Origin of the sequence: Rhodococcus sp. IEGM 1381 (assembly GCF_030056795.1) — a bacterium.
In the GTDB taxonomy this organism is placed as follows: Bacteria; Actinomycetota; Actinomycetes; order Mycobacteriales; family Mycobacteriaceae; genus Rhodococcoides.
This window is the reverse complement of the sequence record NZ_JASHKQ010000024.1, coordinates 1-20854: the sequence shown is the minus strand read 5'-3', so window position 1 is coordinate 20854 and position 20854 is coordinate 1. Positions and strand designations below refer to the sequence as shown.

General features: G+C 63.9%; 20 protein-coding genes and 1 riboswitch. Of the genes, 11 read left to right on the top strand and 9 right to left on the bottom strand.

Annotation, left to right across the window (positions count from 1 at the left end; genetic code table 11):
- Nucleotides 1-7 precede the first annotated feature (7 nt).
- Entirely contained in the window at nt 8-1936 is a 1929-nt protein-coding gene (gene asnB / locus QM797_RS25325) for an asparagine synthase (glutamine-hydrolyzing) (protein ID WP_283278476.1), read from the bottom strand.
- Between the two features lie 234 nt (nt 1937-2170).
- Here asnB and ctaC point away from each other — a divergent pair, with 234 nt between their 5' ends.
- Nucleotides 2171-3250 (top strand): aa3-type cytochrome oxidase subunit II, encoded by a 1080-nt coding sequence (gene ctaC, locus QM797_RS25320; protein WP_283278504.1) that lies wholly within the window; start codon nt 2171-2173, stop codon nt 3248-3250.
- Nucleotides 3251-3268: 18 nt separating this feature from the next.
- A complete protein-coding gene (locus QM797_RS25315) occupies nt 3269-3685 on the top strand; it encodes a cytochrome c oxidase subunit 4 (RefSeq protein ID WP_094610162.1) in 417 nt (138 codons plus the stop codon).
- Between the two features lie 162 nt (nt 3686-3847).
- Here the strand turns inward: QM797_RS25315 and QM797_RS25310 are convergent, their stop codons facing one another.
- The 5 genes from QM797_RS25310 to ctaE all read right to left on the bottom strand — a co-directional run bounded on the left by QM797_RS25310 (nt 3848) and on the right by ctaE (nt 8871).
- Nucleotides 3848-4123 carry a helix-turn-helix domain-containing protein gene (locus QM797_RS25310; protein ID WP_032379074.1) on the bottom strand — a complete coding sequence of 92 codons (276 nt, stop codon included), beginning with the start codon at nt 4121-4123 and terminating at the stop codon, nt 3848-3850.
- A 233-nt stretch (nt 4124-4356) separates the two neighbouring features.
- Complete coding sequence (gene qcrB, locus QM797_RS25305) at nt 4357-6156, bottom strand: cytochrome bc1 complex cytochrome b subunit (RefSeq protein WP_283278474.1); 1800 nt, start codon at nt 6154-6156, stop codon at nt 4357-4359.
- On the bottom strand, nt 6153-7331 hold the full coding sequence (qcrA, locus tag QM797_RS25300; RefSeq protein WP_283278473.1) for a cytochrome bc1 complex Rieske iron-sulfur subunit: 1179 nt from the start codon (nt 7329-7331) through the stop codon (nt 6153-6155). The genes qcrB and qcrA overlap by 4 nt, the downstream gene beginning before the upstream one ends.
- Nucleotides 7328-8176 carry a cytochrome bc1 complex diheme cytochrome c subunit gene (gene qcrC, locus QM797_RS25295; RefSeq protein ID WP_283278471.1) on the bottom strand — a complete coding sequence of 283 codons (849 nt, stop codon included), beginning with the start codon at nt 8174-8176 and terminating at the stop codon, nt 7328-7330. Before qcrC ends, qcrA begins: the two co-directional genes overlap by 4 nt.
- Nucleotides 8177-8259: 83 nt before the next feature.
- A complete protein-coding gene (ctaE, locus tag QM797_RS25290) occupies nt 8260-8871 on the bottom strand; it encodes an aa3-type cytochrome oxidase subunit III (RefSeq protein ID WP_283278470.1) in 612 nt (203 codons plus the stop codon).
- A 151-nt stretch (nt 8872-9022) separates the two neighbouring features.
- Between ctaE and QM797_RS25285 the strand changes: the two genes are divergently transcribed.
- Together QM797_RS25285 and trpD are read left to right on the top strand one after the other, a co-directional pair.
- A complete protein-coding gene (locus QM797_RS25285) occupies nt 9023-9499 on the top strand; it encodes a hypothetical protein (RefSeq protein ID WP_283278469.1) in 477 nt (158 codons plus the stop codon).
- Between the two features lie 49 nt (nt 9500-9548).
- Nucleotides 9549-10610 (top strand): anthranilate phosphoribosyltransferase, encoded by a 1062-nt coding sequence (gene trpD / locus QM797_RS25280; protein WP_283278468.1) that lies wholly within the window; start codon nt 9549-9551, stop codon nt 10608-10610.
- Nucleotides 10611-10621: 11 nt separating this feature from the next.
- On the opposite strand, the gene QM797_RS25275 is transcribed toward trpD, so the two are convergent.
- Both QM797_RS25275 and QM797_RS25270 read right to left on the bottom strand, forming a co-directional pair.
- Nucleotides 10622-10897, bottom strand: a complete 276-nt coding sequence (locus QM797_RS25275) for an Lrp/AsnC family transcriptional regulator (RefSeq protein ID WP_283278467.1) — start codon at nt 10895-10897, stop codon at nt 10622-10624.
- Nucleotides 10898-11052: 155 nt separating this feature from the next.
- Nucleotides 11053-12768 carry a DEDD exonuclease domain-containing protein gene (locus QM797_RS25270; RefSeq protein WP_283278466.1) on the bottom strand — a complete coding sequence of 572 codons (1716 nt, stop codon included), beginning with the start codon at nt 12766-12768 and terminating at the stop codon, nt 11053-11055.
- A gap of 171 nt (nt 12769-12939) precedes the next feature.
- On the opposite strand from QM797_RS25270, the gene QM797_RS25265 reads away from it, so the two are divergent.
- The 5 genes from QM797_RS25265 (at nt 12940) to QM797_RS25245 (ending at nt 17986) form a co-directional block, all read left to right on the top strand.
- Nucleotides 12940-13221, top strand: coding sequence for a hypothetical protein (locus tag QM797_RS25265; protein WP_283278464.1), 282 nt, complete (start codon nt 12940-12942; stop codon nt 13219-13221).
- Between the two features lie 115 nt (nt 13222-13336).
- Nucleotides 13337-13499, top strand: a riboswitch (cyclic di-AMP (ydaO/yuaA leader).
- Nucleotides 13500-13515: 16 nt separating this feature from the next.
- Nucleotides 13516-14067, top strand: a complete 552-nt coding sequence (locus QM797_RS25260; RefSeq protein WP_283278462.1) for a C40 family peptidase — start codon at nt 13516-13518, stop codon at nt 14065-14067.
- Between the two features lie 305 nt (nt 14068-14372).
- Nucleotides 14373-15434: an NlpC/P60 family protein gene (locus tag QM797_RS25255; protein ID WP_502942396.1), complete on the top strand. Its 1062-nt coding sequence runs from the start codon at nt 14373-14375 to the stop codon at nt 15432-15434.
- Between the two features lie 30 nt (nt 15435-15464).
- Entirely contained in the window at nt 15465-16838 is a 1374-nt protein-coding gene (locus QM797_RS25250; protein ID WP_283278461.1) for a hypothetical protein, read from the top strand.
- A 23-nt stretch (nt 16839-16861) separates the two neighbouring features.
- Nucleotides 16862-17986 carry a glycosyltransferase family 4 protein gene (locus QM797_RS25245; RefSeq protein ID WP_283278460.1) on the top strand — a complete coding sequence of 375 codons (1125 nt, stop codon included), beginning with the start codon at nt 16862-16864 and terminating at the stop codon, nt 17984-17986.
- 25 nt (nt 17987-18011) lie between these two features.
- On the opposite strand, the gene QM797_RS25240 is transcribed toward QM797_RS25245, so the two are convergent.
- Nucleotides 18012-19814 carry an AMP-dependent synthetase/ligase gene (locus QM797_RS25240; protein ID WP_283278459.1) on the bottom strand — a complete coding sequence of 601 codons (1803 nt, stop codon included), beginning with the start codon at nt 19812-19814 and terminating at the stop codon, nt 18012-18014.
- 169 nt (nt 19815-19983) lie between these two features.
- Between QM797_RS25240 and QM797_RS25235 the strand changes: the two genes are divergently transcribed.
- Nucleotides 19984-20376, top strand: a complete 393-nt coding sequence (locus QM797_RS25235; RefSeq protein ID WP_283278458.1) for a polyketide cyclase / dehydrase and lipid transport — start codon at nt 19984-19986, stop codon at nt 20374-20376.
- 133 nt (nt 20377-20509) lie between these two features.
- Nucleotides 20510-20854 (top strand): SRPBCC family protein (locus QM797_RS25230; RefSeq protein ID WP_283278457.1); only part of this gene is annotated, 345 nt, incomplete at its 3' end.

Sequence of the window (20854 nt, the reverse complement as noted above, 5' to 3'; positions counted from 1 at the left end):
ACGCGAGTCAGACGTTGACCGGGTATTCCGGTTCGGCGATCTGCGGCACGATGCGCTTCTCGACAAAGATCCCGTGCCACACCATGAAGATCAGCAGCGTCCACAGACGTCGGCTGTGATCGGATTTTCCGGCACGATGGTCGTTGAGCATCGCGACTATGGCGGGCTTGTTCAACAAGTGATCGGTCTGAGACTCCGCGATCTGCTGGTGAGCCCAATCGAAGAGCTCGGTGCCGCGTAGCCAGTGGCGCAACGGCACCGGAAATCCCAGCTTGGCGCGATGCAGTACGTGTCCGGGAACGATCCCCTCGAGCGCTTGGCGCAAGGCGTACTTGGTGGTGTTCTTGGTGATCTTCTGCTCGAGCGGCAGCTTCTCGGCGACCCTGTAGATCTCCGAGTCCAGGAACGGGACTCGCAATTCGAGCGAATTCGCCATGGTGATCTTGTCTGCTTTGACCAGGATGTCGCCGCGCAACCAGGTGAACAGGTCCAGATGCTGCATCCGAGCCACCGGGTCCCATCCCTGCGACTGCGCGTAGATCGGCGCAGTGACGTCCTGGTGCGTCCATTCCGGTCGGAACTCGCGCAGCACGGACCGCAGTTGCGCGTCGTTGAAGCTGCGGGCGTTCCCGTAGTACCGCTCCTCGAGAGTCATCGATCCACGGTTCAGCAGGCTCTTTCCTCGGGTTCCTTCCGGGATCCGCTCGCTCAGCGATCCGGCCGCGCGTCTGAGGAATGCAGGAAGAGACTCGAACGGCTTCAGTGACAGCGGCTCGCGATAGATGGTGTATCCGCCGAACAACTCGTCCGCGCCCTCGCCGGAGAGCACGACCTTCACGTGCTTGCGCGCCTCTTTGGCGACGAAGTACAGAGGTACGAGGGCCGGATCCGCCACCGGGTCGTCCAGGTACCAGACGATCTCGGGGATGGATGCCGCGAACTCCTCCGGCCCGACGACCTTCACGATGTGGCGGGCACCGATGGCGGCCGCCGACTCGGCGGCGACATCGACCTCGGAGTAGCCCTCACGCTCGAAACCGGTAGTGAAGGTGATCAGATCAGGATTGTGGCGGATTGCCAGCGCGGCTATGGCCGTCGAATCGATTCCGCCGGACAGGAAGGACCCGACTGTCACATCGGCGCGCATGTGCTTGGCAACCGAATCTTCGAGCGCCTCGGCGATCTCCTGGTAACGAGCCTTCTCGGTGCCGGGCACGAAGGGTCGAACCGGAAACTTCGGCGTGAAGTATCGGGTGACCTTCGGCGCGGTACCGGGGGAGAGGGTGGCGTAGCAGCCGGATTCGAGTCGTAGGATCCCCGCGTGGAGCGTCTCGGGCTCGGGTACGTACTGCAGCACGGTGTAGTGCTCGATGGCGCGCTGATCGAGATCGTCGTCGACCCCGACCAGATCCATCAACTCGAGCACGCTCTTCTTCTCGCTGCCGAATGCGGTGCCTCCGGGGCCGGTGGCCAGGAACAACGGCTTGATGCCGAAGGGATCTCGTGCGAGGAATATCTGGCGGGTCTCGGTGTCCCAGATCGCGAACGCGAACATGCCCCGCAGCCGCTCCACCGCGGCAGCACCCCAGTAGTGGAATGCGGCGACGATCGATTCGCTGTCGCCTTCTGTGGCGAACTCTGCTCCATGATCGCGCGCCAACTCCGCGCGCAACTCGAGGTAGTTGTAAATCTCGCCGTTGAAGACGAGTGCATACCGATTCGGCGACTCGGGCGGTCCCCATCGCATCGGCTGATGCGAGTGTTCGATGTCGATGAACGACAACCGGTTGAAGCCGTAGACGACATCGTCGTCGTGCCAGGTGCCGCCGGGCTCGTCCGGGCCTCGGTGGCGCATGCACTGGGTGGCCGAACTCACGAGTTCGACTCCGGTGGCGGTCGTTCCGTGGGACGTGAGTACTCCGAGCAGTCCACACACAGCGTCTGCTACCTCTTCTCGCAGTTGGGGACAGTGACGTCTGGGACGGCAGGGCTCGTCTCCGCGAGCGTCGTCAGCGGGACTGTGGGTCAGGATCCGAGTATGCCGCAGACACGCTCGGACGTAGGTAACTACCCAAGGGTGGTCCTCGGCCGGCTTTGGTCTACGCTGCGTAGTACTCGGGCATCTCCATGTAGAAGCCTTAATTCTTCAGTGGTGGGCAATCAGGAAGGCGTGAACGTGGCGCATAGTCGGAACCTTCGGCGAGCGGGGCTGACAGCATTTCTCGGTGTAGCCGCGTTGATGCTGTCGGGCTGTTCCATCAGCAGCGACAACGTACTCAATTTCGGTTTTGCCTCCGGCGTGACGCCGCAGGGGCAACGCATCGGGGACCTGTGGACCTGGTCGGTTATTGCCGCCCTGGTCATGGGCATCATCGTGTGGGTCCTGATCTTCTGGGTGGTGCTCTTCCACCGTAAGAAGAAGAACTCACCGGAGTTCCCTCGCCAGACGGCGTACAACGTTCCGCTCGAGCTGTTCTACACGGCCGTGCCGTTCGTCATCATCGCCGTACTGTTCTACTTCACCGTCGTGGTGCAGAACTACGTCGACGAGAAACAGGCCGATCCCGACGTGCAGGTCGACGTCACTGCATACCAGTGGAACTGGAAGTTCGGATACCGAACCATCGACCTCAAGGACGGTGCCGCCAAGTACGAGGGCACCGACGAAGAGGAGCAGGCGGCAGCAGAAGCCGCCGCTACTCCCGGCGAGGGTGCCGAGGGCAGTGAAGACGGCGAGTTCGTTCCAGGACCCATCAACGGAGCGCTCACGCAGGACCTGTCGTACCTGCACTACAACAAGATCGAAACGGTGGGCTCCAGCGACGAGATTCCGGTGCTGGTGCTGCCGACCGGTAAGCGCATCGAGTTCGTGCTGGCGTCCTCCGACGTCATCCACGGCTTCTGGGTTCCGGAGTTCTTGTTCAAGCGTGACGTTCTCCCCAACCCCGAGGAGAACCACTCCGACAACGTCTTCCAGATCAGCGAAATCGAACGCGAAGGCTCTTTCGTCGGCCGTTGCACCGAAATGTGCGGCACTTTCCACTCGATGATGAACTTCGAGGTTCGTGCTGTGTCCCCGGATCGGTTCGAGCAGTACGTCGAGCTCCGTAAGCCGGTGTCCGAGGGCGGCGAAGCGCTGACCAACGCGCAGGCACTCGAAGCCATCGGCGAGAGCCCCGTCGCAACGAGTACGTCCCCGTTCGAGACCGATCGCACCGTCCGTACCGCCACTGTCGCCGAAGGCAACTGATCAAGGAAGCATGCTGATATGAAAATCGAAGCCAAGATCTTCGAGATCCTCACTGTCTTCTTCCTCCTGGTCGGCATCGTGTACGCGTTGTTCACGGGCCTGAGCCGCACCGGAGTGGAGTGGGCAGGCGTCACCGCGATCTTCCTGTCGGTGGGTCTGACGCTGATCGTCGGTACGTACTTCCGGTTCGTTGCCCGACGCCTCGACACCCGCCCTGAAGACTTCGACGACGCCGAGGTCAGCGACGGCGCCGGAGATCTGGGCTTCTTCAGCCCCGGCAGCTTCTGGCCGATCGTGCTGGCCGGCGCTGCGTCCATCACTGCTCTCGGATTCGCTTTCTTCCAGCCTTGGCTGATTGCGTTGGGAGTCGTGTGCGTCATCGCGGCGGCCGCCGGATTGGTGTTCGAGTACCACGTCGGAGCCGAGCGCCACTGATTGCATACATCAGGAAAGGGCCCCGATCGTTCGCGAGAACGATCGGGGCCCTTTTTCTGTACCTCGAGTGAGTTTCCTGGCCTCGGCGGAAGCATATGGAGCAGTCATGGCACCGAACGGTGCGCCGACGGTGAGTGGGCGTCGAGGAGTGGATTGTCGCCGTCAGGAGGCGTCGGCCTCGGAGTGTCTCGCTATCGAGTCCGAGGTCGAGTCCGCCAAGGCGTCCAACGAGATGCTCAGCGCCTCGCACAGGGCCGCAACGGTGAAGAATGCAGGCGTCGGTATACGTCCGGTCTCGATCTTTCTGAGCGTCTCTACCGAGATGCCGGCAGCGTCGGCGACATCGGTCATGGTGCGGCTGCCTCGGTAGCGACGCAGTGTTGCGCCGAGCCTGGCACCGCGAGCGAGTTCGCCGGGGGTGAGGGGGATGCGGACCATGTGCCGATAGTAATACCGGTGAGCCGATCTGTTGCGGCCCAGTGGCGCACTCGCACGAAGATGGCACTCCGAGTGTCCGAGCTCGGTGTCTGGTGCCGCCCAAGACCGGGGGAGGGGAGGGGCACGAAGGTGCCTGTCCGCCGATTCGACGCTTCGCCCTATCCAAGGGCGGTATACGCAGAGAAGGGCGGCACCGTTGCCGGTGCCGCCCTTCTGTCGTGCTGTGTCAGATATTAGTGACCGCTGTCGCTGTCCTGACGACCCGACGTGATCGCCGCGTCTTCGTGGCCATTTCCGTTCGAGTGGCCGTTGCCGTTGCCGTTCGAGTGGCCATTGCCATTTGCGTGGCCGTTGCCGTTCGAGTGACCGTTGCCGTTCGAGTGGCCGTTGCCGTTCGAGTGACCGTTCGAGCCGTTGCCGAGAACTCCCGCCTGGTAGTTGCGGAGCATCGCGAGCTGCTCGTGTTCGCCCTTGTGCAGAGCATCTTCGAGTGCCTTGCTCTGTGCCACCGGGTCCGGGGTGAACAACGATCCCGAGCCGGGCTTACCGGCCGAGCCGAGCTTGTTCATCTTCTTGGGTACCGGTGCGCCCTGGTAGTCGAGGGGAATCGGATGTCCGTGATCGTCGACCGGTCCGAGCGGCTGGTGGATTTCCACGTACTGGCCGTGCGGGAGACGCTTGATGATTCCGGTTTCGATGCCGTGCTCGAGTACCGCCCGGTCGCTGCGCTGCAGACCGATGCAGAACCGGTAGGCGACGAAGTAGGCGATCGGAGGCAGGATCAGTACGCCGATGCGACCGATCCAGGTCATGGCGTTGAGCGAGATGTCGAACTTGTACGCGATCAGGTCGTTGACGCAGGAGAGCGTCAGGACGACGTAGAACGCGATGGACATCGCGCCGATGGCCGTACGGACCGGCACGTCGCGGGGACGCTGCAGCAGGTTGTGATGTGCAGTATCACCGGTGAGACGCTTCTCGATCCACGGGTAAGCGATCATGACCGTGAATACGAGACCCATGATCACTGCCACCCAGAACACGGCCGGGATGGTGTAGCGACCGGCGATGTAGATGTCCCAGGCCGGCCAGAGTCGAGCCAGGCCGTCGGTCCACATCATGTAGAAGTCGGGCTGCGAACCTGCCGAGACCTGCGACGGGTTGTACGGGCCCAGGTTCCAGATCGGGTTGACCTGTAGCAGACCACCCATTGCGGCCAGAACACCGAACGTCACGGCGAAGAATGCGCCGGACTTGACCGCGAAGACGGGGAGAATACGAACGCCGACGACGTTCTTCTCGGTGCGCCCCGGTCCGGGGAACTGAGTGTGCTTCTGGTACCAGACCAACGCCAGGTGGGCGGCGATCAGGGCGAGGATGATCGCGGGCAGCAGCAGCACGTGAGCCACGTACAGGCGCGGGATGATGATGGTGCCCGGGAAGTCGCCGTCGAAGATCAGCCAGTGCATCCACGTACCGACGATCGGGATGCTCATCGTGATGCCGGAGAAGGCGGCGCGAAGACCGGTGCCCGAAAGCAGGTCGTCGGGGAGGGAGTATCCGAAGAAGCCCTCGAACATCGCCAGAATCAGCAGCAGGCAGCCGATGACCCAGTTGGCCTCACGGGGACGACGGAACGCACCGGTGAAGAAGATACGCGCCATATGCACGATGATCGACGCGGCGAACATCAGTGCTGCCCAGTGGTGAATCTGTCGCATGAACAGACCACCGCGGACCTCGAACGAGATGTCGAGGGCAGTGGCGTATGCACGCGACATCGTCACGCCGTTGAGTGGGGTGTATGCGCCCTGGTAGACGACCTCGCTGAGTGACGGGTCGAAGAACAGGGTGAGAAAGACGCCGGAGATCAGCAGGATCACGAAGCTGTAGAGCGCGATCTCACCGAGCAGGAACGACCAGTGGGTCGGGAATACCTTGTTGATCTGACGGCGCAATCCCGGTGCCAAGTGGTAACGACTGTCGACGTCGTCGGCCTGCTTGGCTGCGAGGGTTTGCAGTGAAGGGCTCATGAATCACGCTCCGGTTTACGTTCCCAGAAGGCGGGACCCAATGCTTCCTTGAAATCGGCTTGTGCCACTAGGTATCCCTCCTCGTTGACTGTGATGGGAAGCTGGGGCAGCGCGCGCGCGGCCGGTCCGAAGATCGGCTTGGCGTACTCGAGCGCGTTGAACTGCGACTGATGGCAAGGGCAGAGAATGCGGTTTGTCTGCTGCTCGAACAACGATGTCGGGCAACCCAAGTGCGTGCAGATCTTGGAGTAGGCGTAGTAATCGCCGTAGTTGTAGCTCTCCTGGCCTTTTCGCTTGATGACCGTGCTGGCATCATCGGTGCGCAGGCGAATGAGCATGACGGCGTTGCGAATTCCGCGCAGAGATGTGAGCAGGTCGTGCTCGCTCTCGCGGTCCGCCTCGCGGAACGGGAATACGGTCTCCATGGCACCAGCGTCCAAGTCCTCGGGCCGAACGAGAACGACATCTTCCGGTCGCCCGGTGTCTCGTCGGAGGTAGATGGTCTCTCCATCGTAGCGAGGAGTCCAGCCGGATACCCACAACGGGGAATCTTCGCCCTTGGCCCACGGATTCTTGATCAGGCCACCGAGGGGAAGTAGAGCCATGACGCCGAGAGCACCGCCGCCGAACAACAGTGAGCGCTTGATCACCTTGCGCCGACCGATGGTCGACGTATCGAGAGAATCGCCCAGTTCGGCCACCAAGGTCTTGCGGTCCGTCTCCGACGAACTTCCGTCGTGGCGGTCCTGGATCGAGACCTCTTCGGGGATGAACTTCTTGGTGAACTGCACTGCTCCGACGCCGACTGCGAGGATCGCGAGACCCATCGTGCCGCCGATCAGCGGGGTGTACAGCGAGTAGAGGTGGTAGTTCTCGTCGCCGATTCCGGCGTACTGCCACGGCCAGAACAAGTAGATACCGATGAACGCGATGGCAGAGAGACCGGCGATGGCGAACCAGATCGCCACGCTGCGTTCGGCGCGCTTCTCGGCTCGGGTGCCTGCCACGGCCCAACGATTGCGACGAAATGCAACGTCGACACCGTCGAGATTGGTGCCCAGTTCGACCAGTTGGTCGCGGCTCAACGCACCCAGTTCCTCGTCGGTGTACTTCTTGTCGGCATCCACGCCACTGGTGTTTGCCGTGTCTTTGCGGCCGGAATCACCGTCGCTCATGACCTCGCTCCGATCCACAGTGTTGCGCCGACGACTGCGGCGATTCCGACAACCCACAGCGCGATCGCCTCGGTACCAGGACCGAAGCCCGCGAGACCCCAACCGCCCGCGGCCTTGGTCTCCTGAGCTGACTTGACGTACGCGATGATGTCCGACTTCTCCTCGATCGTCAGCTGGCGATCGGAGAACTTGGGCATGTTCTGCGGACCGGTGACCATCGCGGTGTAGATCTCCTGCTCGTTCGCAGGACCGAGGTCGGGCGCGAACTTGCCCGAGGACAGAGCACCGCCCTGACCGATGAAGTTGTGGCAGGACGCACAGTTCAACCGGAACAGCTCACTGCCACGTGCGATGTCGTCGCCGCGCAGCGATTCCTGAGCAACCTCGCCGTTGTCGTCGAGGATGACCGTGGGTCCGCCGCCGTTCGCGCCGACGTAGGCACCGAGAGCGTCGATCTGCTTGTCGTTGAACTTCGGCGGCTTGCGCAGTGCCTGTGCCTCGTTGCGCACGGCCGGCATGCGGCCACTCGAGACCTGGAAGTAGACGGCGGCTTCTCCGACGCCGATCAGGCTCGGTCCGCGATCCTGAACGCCCTGCAGGTTGGCACCGTGGCACGTCACGCACGACGTGTCGTACAGCTGCTTGCCTTCGCGAATGAGCGCAGCCGAGTCGGTGTCGGCGGTAGCGACCTGAGGAGTCGGGGTAAGGGCCGAAGCGAGGAAACCCGCGCTCAGAAGGCCCATCATCAGAACGAGAGCACCTGTGACGCGTCGACGCGTCTTACGCTGCCGTCTCGTCTTGGAGGTGGCTTTGTCGACGGATTCTGCTGGGGGAGATGTACTCATCTTCTATCCCTTGTCGTGTCGGGACGGGCCGAACGTCGGGGGCTGAATCCGTTCGTTCGTTATCGTTGGCGTGCTGACTGTCACTAGCGGATGAAGTAGATCGTCGCGAAGAGGGCAATCCAGACGATGTCGACGAAGTGCCAGTAATACGAGACGACGATGGCCGCGGTGGCCTGCGCGGGAGTGAACTTACTGACCAGCGTTCGGGTGATCAGGAAGACGAAGGCGATGAGTCCGCCGATCACGTGCAGTCCGTGGAAGCCGGTCGTGATGTAGAAGACCGAGCCGTAGACGCTGCTCGAGATCGTCGTGCCCTCTTCGACAAGGTGGTAGTACTCGTACGCCTGGCCGGACACGAAGAATGCGCCCATGATCAGGGTGATCGTGTACCACCGTCGGAGTCCGAAGACGTCACCGCGTTCGGCGGCGAATACACCCAGCTGGCAGGTGAACGACGATGCAATCAACACCGCCGTGACCGGTACGGCCAGAACCAGGTTCAGTTCGGTCGGTTCCGGTGGCCAGTTTCCGTTCGCCTGGGCTCGCGCGACGAAGTACATCGCAAACAGCCCGGCGAAGAACATGAGTTCACTCGACAGCCACACGATCGTGCCGACGCTGACCATATTGGGACGGTTCAGCGAGTGCACGCGTTGGGTGATTGCCGATCCTTGAGTCCCTACAGCGCTCGTCACAGAAAGAAGTATGACCCGTCGTAGTACGGAAGGCATATCCGGGTCCGCTCTGGGCGCGTCGCAGCACAACGAATCCAGGAGTGCTCTTGTTCCCATGCTGGTCAGGAGGGCTGTACGGGCCGGTAGGGTCCAGTCGTGCAAGGCTGGCCTCATGGTAAAGAGCACCGAAGGTGGATGGTTTCGGCGGCTGTTCTCGCGGTCGACCGCAGAACGTCTGGACCCCACGCGCGAGGATCTGGTGATAGTGGCGAGTTGCTTCGACGACGCGCAGGCGTGTTCGGCTGTGCTCGACGACGCAGCCCGGATTCCTCCGGTGTGGACGGCGGCGTCGGATGTGTTGCTTCGGCATCATCTGCTGCTGCCGGCACACGAAGTAGAGGACGCGGCGGCGGTCGCGGCCCAGGATGACTACGAAGTGGGGCCTGCGGTCGAGTTGTCGGACATCGACGGTTACCGCCCACACGTCGACGACGGCGTTGCGCTGGTTCTGCAGCGCGTGCAGGTGCTCGACGCATTGCACTGTTCGCAGGAGCGGTCTCGAATGGCGGGCCTCGCCCAACGCCGGGGTGGCGCTGTGCTCGGGTGGGATGCGCTGCAGCCGGCACAGACCGACCCGGCGTCTGGCTAAGCTTCCACCGCACCATGTCCGCCGCCACGGACCGACGAACGGATCAGCCATGAATGCACCGACCAATGACGAAGAGCCGCGTACGTGGCGTCGCATCCTCGGAGCGTTGACCACACATTCCGACCTGTCGAGCGCCGACACCGGTTGGGTGATGGACGAGATCATGGCCGACAACGCGACATCGGCGCAGATCGCTGCGTTCGGAGTGGCCCTCAGGATGAAGGGGCCTACCCCGGCGGAAGTGAACGGTCTCGCCGAGTCGATGCTGGCACACGCGGTGCTGGTGGACACAGATTCCGACGCCGTCGACGTCGTGGGCACCGGCGGCGACGGTGCCGATACCGTCAACATTTCCACGATGGCTGCGATCGTCGTTGCCGCCAGCGGAATACGAGTGGTCAAGCACGGCAACCGCGCGGCGTCGTCCAAGAGCGGCACGACCGATGTGCTCGAGGCACTGGGTGTCCGCGTGACTCTCGGGGCCGACGCCGTTGCGTCGAGCGTCGAACAAGTCGGAATCGGGTTCTGCTTCGCGCCGATCCACCACCCCGCACTTCGCTTCGCCGCGGCACCGCGCAAAGAGATCGGCATCCCGACGGTGTTCAACGTGCTGGGGCCATTGACCAACCCGGGCCGCCCGCGCGCCGGCCTGATCGGCTGCGCCTTCGAGAGTTTGGCTCCCGTGATGGCCGACGTGTTCGCCGGCCGTGGCAGCTCGGTGCTCGTCGTACGTGGCGACGACGGACTGGACGAGATCACCCTCTCCACCACGACGACCGTGCACGTGGTGTCCGGTGGCTCGGTGACCGTCGAGACGATCGATCCACTCGACTACGGGATTGCCCGAGCGCCGATCGAAGCCCTCAGAGGCGGCGACGCGGAGTTCAATGCCGCAGTGGCGCATCGCGTGTTCGCCGGCGAACACGGACCGATCCGGGACGCCGTGCTGCTCAACGCCGCCGCGGCCATTGCCGCGCATCAGGGCGTCTCCGGGAATCTGCGTGAGCGAATCGAAGCCGGATTGGCAACTGCCGCAACAGTTGTCGACAGCGGTTCCGCGTCGCGTCTACTCGCCGACTGGGCACGCTGCACCACCGCATCGGCCGACTGACGAACTGTGTCCTACTCGCCGATCGAGAATCCTGCATCGACGTCGGCGCTCGAATACGACTGGAACGCAATGTGAGTCGTGGTGCTCCGAACACCACGCACACGATTGATGTGTTTGGTGATCACGTCGGCGATCGAGGCATGGTCGCGCACTTTGACGATGGCGATCAGATCGACATCCCCAGCGCACGAGTAGACCTCTGTCACACCGTCGACATCGGCAACGGCCTGCGCCGCCTCCGGAATCAAATCGGCCTCGGCGTCGATCAAGACGATTGCATTGATCATCTGTGCTCCTCATGCGTCTCGAGCCCGATGTGCGACGAGCTCCCACCCAAACCCTAGTTCTACCGGTCGTTCCGCGGGCTCCACTCCTGCCCTACCGGTCGTTCCGCGGGCTCCACTCCTGCCCTACCGGTCGTTCCGCGGGATCCACTCCTGCCCTACCGGTCGTTCCGCGGGCTCCACTCCTGCCGCGCGGCTTCTCTCGCCGTTCGACACCAGTCTTCCCACGAACCCGCAGAGCGTGCCGGACTGCGGTAGCCGCTGCTCGTACGCACGATGCGAACCCCATCGGTGCGTAGCCAGGACGCGATGAGGCCGACCTCTTCCGGCGGCGCACCTCGAAGCGGCGTCGGATCGGGCATCACCGTCTCGGCGGACGCGGTGATGGCATCGACGACGGGCATCGGGTGCACTCCGCGGGGAGCGACCGCAGCACCGGCCAGACGGCCGAATCGCACCACGATCAACTCCCATCCTCCGTCCGCTGTCCGCCGGGCGGCCACGAGTTCGGCGATCGCGGCCACAGCCGAGGACCGATGCATCCGGCGTAGCGCCTCCACGGTGATCGCGATCCGGTCGCGCAGGCGCGCGGCAGTCTCGTAGAGCTCCCTGTCCGCGAGTTCGGCGACCCGGCGGCGCATCGAATAGAGGATCGCGTCGTCCTGGCCACACACGAGCGCAAGAAACTGCGCAGGTGAGCTGGAGTACTCCTCGGCTGTCAATGGCCCGGACAGTGCCGCTGGGCAGCCGCCGACGTCGGTTGACGGGCAGTTGTCACCGTGCCGAACCGAACGAGCCAGCCGGCGGGTGCACGTGCGCAGACGACAGAACTCCGCCACGAGCGCCGAAGCCTCTGCGGCGTCACCGCGAACCGAGAACGGTCCGAGACTGTTGGGCGTCGGCGTCCGGACTATCGACAGTCGTGGGAACGCCTCGTCGGTGAGGGTGATCCACCAGCCCTTCTTGGGAAACTTCGAGCGGCGGTTGTACGGCGGGATGTGCGCCGAGAGCAGTCGCAGTTCTCTGACACCGGCTTCGAGTGCGTGCGCGCACTCGACGTGGTCGACGCGCGTGGCCAGGGAGACCATTTCCTTCATTCGGCCCCTGGTCTCCGACCCGGTGAAGTAGTTGCGTACTCGGCGTTTGAGGTTGTTCGAGGTGCCGACGTACAAGACCTCGTCGGATGGGCCGCGGAAGAGATAGACGCCGGGCGTACCGGGCAGGTGAGCGGCCAGCCCGCGTTTGGCGCGCTGGCCGGCCGACACCGCCGGAAGGTAGTCGACCAACTCGGCATAACTGTGGACGCCCTGATTGCCCACTCGTTCGATGAGGCCGTGCAGAACGTCGACCGTTGCGCGGGCGTCGTCGAGCGCACGGTGAGTAGGCCGGGTGTCGGATCTGAACAGGGTGGACAGCGCGGAAAGTTTGACCGAGGGTGCTTCGTCGCGCGTGAGAACCCGTCGAGCCAGCTTGACGGTGCACAACACCTGAAACCGGGGCCACGCTATGTCGAGACGACTGGCGGCGGCCTTGAGGAAACCTGTGTCGAAGCCCGCGTTGTGGGCCACCAGCACCGAGCCGCGGGCGAACTCGAGGAAACCGGGTAGCACTCGTTCTATCCGAGGCGCGCCGATCAGCATCGCCGACGTGATTCCGGTGAGTTCCACGATGTACGGGGGAATGGACCTGCCCGGATCGACCAGGGTGGCGAATTCGCCGAGAATTTCGCCTCCCCGAACCTTGACCGCTCCGATCTCGGTGATGGCCTCGGTTTCCGCGCTGCCGCCGGTGGTTTCGAGGTCGACGATGACGAACGTGGTCTCGTGCAGTGGGGTGTCCAGTTCGTCGAACGTCAGCTGGATGGGCAGGCTCACCGGGACGACGGTAGGTCCGACCTCCGACAAGAACGCGCATGGCGGTGTCGTCGGGGACCGTGTCGTCGAGTCCGGACCGTGAAGTGTCACGAAACCTGTCGGTGGCGGGCGCTACCTTTTGCTCGATCGGCTGATTCGGCCGCCTGAAACAGAAAAGAGACAAGGATCACAATGATCATCGACTGCAGTGACTGCCTGGTCCGTGACATCGCCTGCGCGGACTGCGTCGTGACGGTGCTTCTGGGGCCGCCAGGAATGCCATCGAGGTCGGACGGACGGTGGGTCGGACCACCCTCGCCGATCACGCTCGAGCAGGAGGAACTGGGTGCTATGGGGGTGCTCGCGGATGTCGGTCTCGTGCCGACGCTCAAGCTCGTGACGAACGTGGACGAGACCGCCGAAGTTCCGTCGTTACCGACTCGTGACGCACCGGGGGAGCAGCGCGCTGGTTAGCGAAATTCGGGTCGAATTCGGTTGCGTCGGCGCGTTGGGGTCGACACAGGGGTATGCCATTTCGTAACCTTCCTGAGACCTTGCGGAGTCTCGTCAGTCCAAACCGGAGTGGCGTCGCAAGTCACCGCCTAATCGCTCACTCGCGAGAGTGTTCGTACCGGGAACCCGATATCTACTGGGGTGAATCCCGCTGAGCCACCCACGGTGGCCGGTGGGTAGGGCTGCTCTTCCCAGCCCGAACCCGTCAGCTAACTCGGTCGGCGGACGATAGGAAGAAACGGAGCACCATCTTTCGTGGCGTCACAACTTTCGAACCGATCATTGCGGCGAGTTCTCGTAGCCGGAGCGCTCACGGCAGGCGTGGTCATTCTTCCCGCTGCACCCGCGATGGCGGCCCCCCTCACCATTCCCGGCGTCGGAACCTTCGAGATTCCCGACATCCCGGGCCTTCCTCCCCTCAACATTCCAGGCCTGCCGGCCCCGGGTGCGCTGGCTCCTCAGGTCACGCCCGCAGCGAAGGCCGTTCAGGCTGCTGAGTCCAAGATCGGCGCGCCGTACGTGTACGGCGCTTCGGGTCCGGATTCGTTCGACTGCTCGGGCCTGATCCAGTGGGCCTACAAGCAGGCCGGAGTCAGCCTGCCCCGTACGAGCTACGACCAGGCAGCCGCGGGCACTCCCGTCTCGCGTGACACCCTGATGCCCGGCGACGTCGTCTCCTTCTACGGCGGCTCGCACTCGGGTATGTACATCGGCGACGGCAACGTCGTGCACGCGTCCACGTCCGGCGTGCCGGTCAAGGTTGCTCCCGTGGACTCGATGCCGTTCGACGGTGCTCGTCGTTACTGATTCGAGCCGCAGACGTTCGCTGTGATCGACCGACAGGGTCGAGCCGTACACCGGCTCGGCCCTGTCGTCGTCTCCGGACACGGCATGCGACACGCCGGTCCGGTGGACAGCGGACGCGCTAGTTCGTAATCTGATCGAGACCTGGTCGATGTTTACTTTGTGACCTGTCACCGACGAACCCCCATCGATTTCAGACGGTGTTCACGTCCGCGCCCGCAAGAGCATGGGTATGGTTCGTTTCCGGACTGCTAATCCAACCGTCGCCTCGTGAAGGTGACAAATGTAAGGACGGAGAGTCGCTTTCCGTGGCGATATCGAGATCAAACCGAGTGTGGCGGCTGGCCCGTAACTCGGTGATTGCTGCCGCGTTGGCCGCAAGCATCGCCGTAGTGCCGACGCAGACGGCGATCGCCCAACCGGGGTTCGGCTCGGCGTCCGATGCCCAGACCAAGCTTGCCGAGCTCTCCCGCGATTCCGAGCAGACGAACGAATCTCTGCACAACGCTCAGATCGACCTCGATGCCAAGACTGCGCAGCAGCTCGATGCCCAGGCCGCCGTCGATCGGAGCCGCGCCGCTCTCGACGCAGCGCAGGCGCAGTTGACGCAGCTCAAGCCGGCCATGGACAAGGTAGCCAACGTCAACTACCAGGGCGCGCGTACGAACCGCCTCTTCGCTGTGATGGTCAGCGACTCACCTCAGCAACTGCTCGACCAGATGTCGGCCCTCGATGTGATCTCGGCCGAAACCGCCGACCAGGTCGCCCAATTCCAACAAGCGAGTTCGGATGCCGCAGCGGCCGAACAGGCGGCGACGACGGCCGCCGACCAAGCTCGTGTCGCGGCCGAGCAGGCCAAGGCGGTCAGTGACGATCTCCAGGCCAAGCAAAGCGAACTGCAGGGCCAGATAGCCGAGGTGATGGCCGCCTACAGTGCGCTGTCGTCGTCCGAGCAGCTCTCGCTCGCTGGATCGACCTTGCCCGACGGTTTCGATCCCACGACGATTCTGCAGAGTCTGACGCCAGGATCGGGTACCAGCGCGTTGCAAGCCGGTCTGACGCAGATCGGCAAGCCGTACGTGTGGGGTGGAACAGGTCCGGACGGCTTCGACTGTTCGGGACTGGTGGTGTGGGCGTACAAGCAGGTGGGAAAGACGCTCCCTCGGTCCAGTCAGGCTCAGGCCGAAGGCGGTACGCCGGTGGACCAGAAAGATCTGCAGCCGGGAGATGTGGTGCTGTTCTATCCGGACGTGTCGCACGTCGGTATCTATGCAGGTAACGGCAACGTGTTGCATGCGTCGACATTCGGAGTCCCTGTCAAGGTCCAGTCGATGGCGTCGTTCCCGTACTACGGGGCGCGTCGATACTGAGGTGCGCCTCGACGATCGACGGGTGCGCGTATGAGCGGGCCGAACCAGCCCGCGGGGATCCGCCTCCTGGCCCGATCGGTGCGGCTTCGGTGGATTGCACTTGTTCTCGTCGCCGCAGTAGCGCTCTCGGCGGTCGTCTTTCACAACGTCTACAGCACTGACGGTGAATCCCGAGCAGCGCCGACCGACACTTCCGTCGGCCAGGCCCCGCCGACCTACGATCAGCAGCGGCGCGCCGATGTGAGCGTCCTGCTCGACAAGTGGGCCGGCGCAGTTCGCGCTGGAGACGTCGACGGTCTGCGGGCATTGATGGACCCGCGGGCCGATCCGAATTTCGTCGAGGCGCAAGTACGTCGGGCAGCGTCGGTTCCGGGCATACCGTTCTCCGAATTCGGCTATGTCCTGGGCGACGAGCCGGAAACACCGGTTCCTCCTTCGATCGCAGAGCCACTGGACGCCACCGACATCTGGGCACCGCCGGTGTATCTGCGCTACGCCGTGGCGGGGCCGGACGCGTCGCCGACGAGTCGGCCGGTCTCGCTCGTCGTAGCCGAGCGGGACGGTCGATGGCGGCTCGTCGACGATGCGGATCTGCCCGAGTATCGACGTCACACGTGGCGTGGGCCGTGGGATTTCGGATCGTTGACGATTCGTTCGGTTCCGACGGCTTCGGGGACATCGGTGGTCATGGGGCATCCGGACCGGGAGCAGTTCGTCGCGGCCCTGACCGCCGAACTCCCGTCGGCAATCGATGCAGTCACCGACTTCTGGGGAGACGACTGGGCGCGAGACGGTCTGGTATTCGTTGCATCCTCCGCGGAGGAGTTCGGCGAGCTGACCGGATCCGATCCGTCGACGGACGTGGCGGCGGTGACCGTGTCCGACGCGGTGGCAGGGGACGGTTCGCGTCCGTCCGGCCAGCGGGTGGTGTTCGGTCCCGATGCCGCGGCCCGATTGACGCCGTTCACCGTTCGCTCGGTTCTGCGGCACGAGTTGACCCATGTGGCGGCCAGGGCGCGGACGGCCGACGGTACCGCGTTGTGGGTGGCGGAGGGGTTTGCCGACTACTCCGGGTACCGCAATTCCGGTGCCGATTTTGCGCAGCTCGCTCCTACTCTTGCCGCGATCGTGGCGTCGGGTGGACCGCCGACGGTGCTGCCGAAGGACGAGGATTTCGGTGCCGGAGGGGCACGGTCGAGTGTGGCCTACGAGTCGGCGTGGTCGGTGTTCGCCTTCGTGGCCGATCGGTTCGGCGAGCCGACACTGCGCAGGCTGTACGAGGCGTTGGCGGCTGGACCTGCCTCGGACGGCTCCATCGATGCCGCCTTCGCGTCGATACTCGGATTGGACCGCACCCAGTTCGTCGCCTCGTGGGGCAACTGGGTGGCTGATCGGGCACGCTGACCTCGAGCGCTACGGTTGACGCCATGCGTCGTACTCTTCTCGTGACGAACGACTTTCCGCCTCGCCCGGGTGGAATCCAGTCCTACCTGCACAGCTTCGCCTCGCAACTACCCGCAGACGAGCTCGTGGTCTATGCACCGCGGTGGCGCGGCGACTCGCACGAGAAGTTCGATGCCGAGCAGCCGTTCGAGGTGATCCGGCATCCGACGACACTGATGCTGCCGACCCCGCTCGTGGCGCGCCGGGCAGCTCGAATCCTGAAGTCGCGTCGGTGCGACTCGGTGTGGTTCGGTGCGTCGGCTCCGCTGGCCGTGATGTCGTCGCACCTGCGCAAGGCTGGGGCCGAGCGCATCGTGGCCAGTACACACGGTCACGAGGTCGGCTGGTCGATGGTGCCCGGCGGGCGGGCGACGCTGCGCACGATCGGCGAGAACACCGACGTGGTGACCTACGTCAGCAAGTACACCCGAGGTCGTTTCAGCTCGGCGTTCGGTCGTACCGCAGCCCTCGAACACCTGCCGCCCGGAGTCGATACAGATCGCTTCGTCCCCGACGACGCTGCACGAGCGGAACTTCGCGCGCGCTACGGCCTCGGCGACCGACCCACCGTTCTGTGTCTCTCGCGGCTCGTACCCCGTAAGGGTCAGGACTTCCTGATCCGAGCGCTCCCGGGAATTCGGCGTGCCATCGATGGTGCCGTTCTGGTGATCGTCGGAGGAGGGCCGTACGAGAAGACTCTGCGCGAGCTCGTCCGATCCACCGGAATGGAGCAGCACGTGGTGTTCACCGGCACGGTGCCGTCCGCAGAGCTTGCCGCCCACCACACCATCGCCGACGTATTCGCGATGCCGAGCCGCACCCGTGGCGCGGGTCTCGACGTGGAGGGCCTCGGAATCGTCTACCTGGAAGCGTCGTCATGCGGTGTGCCCGTCGTAGCCGGAATGTCCGGGGGTGCGCCGGAAGCTGTGCAGCACAACAAGACCGGGCTCGTGGTCGACGGAACTTCGGTCTCGGGCATCACCGATGCGATCGTGCGAATCCTGTCCGATCGCGCGCTGGCAACGCAGATGGGCAACGCCGGCCGTGCATGGGTCGACGCCGAGTGGCGTTGGGACGTGCTGACGGAGAAGTTGCGATCGTTGATCTAGCGTCGGTCGTTCCGGGCCGTAGGCCTCACCGGGCGTAGATCGATTCGATCTCGTCGGCGTACGCCTTGGTGATGACGTTGCGCTTGAGCTTCATCGTCGGGGTCAGCTCGCCGCTTTCCTCCGAGAAGTCGCGGGGGAGCAGTCGATACTTCTTGATGGACTCCGCATGCGAGACGGACTTGTTCGCGTCGGCGACGGCAGCATCGATCTCCGCGACGAGATCGGGGTCCTTCTGCAGATCCGCCGCGGTGGCGTCGGCGGCCTTGCCGTGAGCGGACTTCCACCGATCGAACGCCTCCGGGTCGAGAGTGATGAGCGCTCCGATGAAGGGCTTCTGATCGCCTACGACAACAGCCTGGCTGATCAGAGCGCCAGCACGAAGTCGGTCCTCCAAACCGGCGGGCGAGACGTTCTTACCGCCGGCCGTGACTATCAATTCCTTCTTGCGACCCGAAATCGTGATGTACCCGTCGTCGTCGACGCTGCCGAGATCTCCGGTGCGGAACCAACCGTCGTCCAGTGACTCTGCGGTTGCTTCCTCGTTACGCCAGTAGCCGTCGAACACGACCGGCCCGCGTAGCTGAATTTCTCCGTCTTCGGCGATGCGAACGGTGTTGCCGGGCAACGGACGTCCGACGCTACCCACGCGCTGGAAGCCGATGGTGTTGACGGCGAAAGCAGCGGTGGTTTCGGTCAGGCCGTAGCCCTCGTAGATCGTCACGCCGATGCCCCGGTAGAAGTGGCCGAGCCGGCTGCCGAGAGGAGCGCCACCGGAGATGGCCAGTTCGCATTTTCCTCCGAGTGCGGCCCGCAACTTGCCGTACACCAGCTTGTCGAACACGGTGTGCTTGGCGCGCAACATGATTCCTGGCCCGCCCGTGTCCTGCGCCTCGCTCCATTCCACCGCGCACTCGGTGGCAAGGTCGAAGATCTTGCCCTTGCCGTCGGCGTGCGCCTTCTGCTTCGCGGTGTTGAAGACCTTCTCGAACACTCGCGGCACCGAGAGGATGAAGTCAGGTTGGAACGTTCCGAACGTCGCGACGAGGTTGGGGATGTCGTTGGTGTGACCGAGAGTGACTCCGGCGTCGAACGACGCGATACTGACTGCCCGTGCGAGGACATGGGCCAGCGGTAGGAACATCAGGGTGCTTCGGCCCTGTGTCATCAGTGACTTCAGTGATGTCTCGCGAATACCGAGAGACTCCGCGAGCAGATTGGCGTGAGTCAGCTGGACGCCCTTGGGGCGCCCGGTGGTGCCCGAGGTGTAGATCAACGTTGCCGGGTCGGACGAGCTCAACGCCGAAACCCGTCGGTGCACAGAGTCCTCGGTGACATCTGCGCCCCCGTCGATCAGTGCCTGCACTGCATCGGTGTCGGCCGACTCGATCACGAACGTCCGACGCACGGACTGTGCGGCTGCCACAACATCTTTCGTTTCCTGCACGTGTGCGTCGTTCTCGAGAACGAGTAGTACCGGCTCGGCATCTTCGAGAATCCACTCGACCTGCCCGGCGGAGGATGTCTCGTAGATCGGCACGGTCACCCCGCCCGCGGCCCAGATCGCGTAGTCGACGACAGACCACTCGAACCGCGTCGACGACATCAGTGCAACTCGGTCACCCTGTTCGATGCCTGCTGCAATCAGTCCTCGTGCCACCCCCACGACCACTCGCTCGAACTCGGCCGCGGTGACGTCGGTCCAGCTGCCGTCCACGAGGCGGCGGAACACGACGGCATCGGGAGTGTTGCGAGCACGAAGGAAGACGGTGTCGACAGCCGAGTCGGTGTCCTCGACGAGAAACTTTGCGGCGGCGGTGAACTCGCGCACGGGATTACCTCCGGATAGAACTGGGAGAACGAAAGTCGATAGCTCGGCTTCACGGCTACTCTAGACCCGGCTCGAGGACGCCTGAATGCGCCTCGAGTGGAGCCTGCAGGAACGAGCAGGAAAAGAGGGGACGTGCGCGGCCTGCCACCCGATATGTGAAGCTCTGTCGATGAGCAGTATTCAAGTTGCGGACCAGACATTCGTGGCCGCCCCCGGGACACGGGTGGCGCAGGCTTTCGCCTCGCCCGAGCGGTGGCGTCGGTGGTGGCCGGATCTGAACCTGACCATCACCGAGGACCGCGGAGAGAAGGGGATCCGCTGGGCCGTGCGCGGTGGTGTGGTCGGAACCATGGAGCTGTGGCTCGAGCCCGCGCTCGACGGAGTCGTCGTGCATTACTTCCTGCATGCGGAGCCCTCTGGTTCCGGCGAGATCGCGGAGCACCAGCATGCTCGTCGGGTGGCGGGCCGCGCCATGACCTTCGAGCTCAAGCGTGAGCTCGAGGCCGGTCGGTCTGCGGGTGAGGCACCGAGCCACGTAGCGTCGAGTTCAGCTCGCGATTGAACCGCGCGGTACGGTCGGCCGGTTCGCATTGTGCGTCCGCGGATCGATCGTGTGAGATAGGTCTGCCGCCTGTTCCACGGCACAACAGCGAACGAATGGATCGAAGTACCCGAAAGGAAGCGGACGAGAAGTCATGGCGGAGAAAACCCAGAGATCGATCGTCGTCGAAGCCCCGCCGAAGCAGGTCATGGACGTCATCGCGGATTTCGACGCGTACCCCACGTGGGTGTCGGCCGCGAAGTCCGTCGAGGTCCTCGACGTCGACGCGGACGGACGCGGCAAGCGCGTGAAGTTCGTGCTGGACGCCGGGATGGTGAAGGACACCTACGAACTCGAGTACGACTGGGCCGCCGACGGCAGCTCCGTGTCGTGGAACCTCGTGTCGGGTGAAATGCAGAAGTCGCAGAAGGGCTCGTACACGCTGCGCGAAACCGGCAGCGGCACCGACGTGACGTACGAGCTCACCGTGGACCTGAAC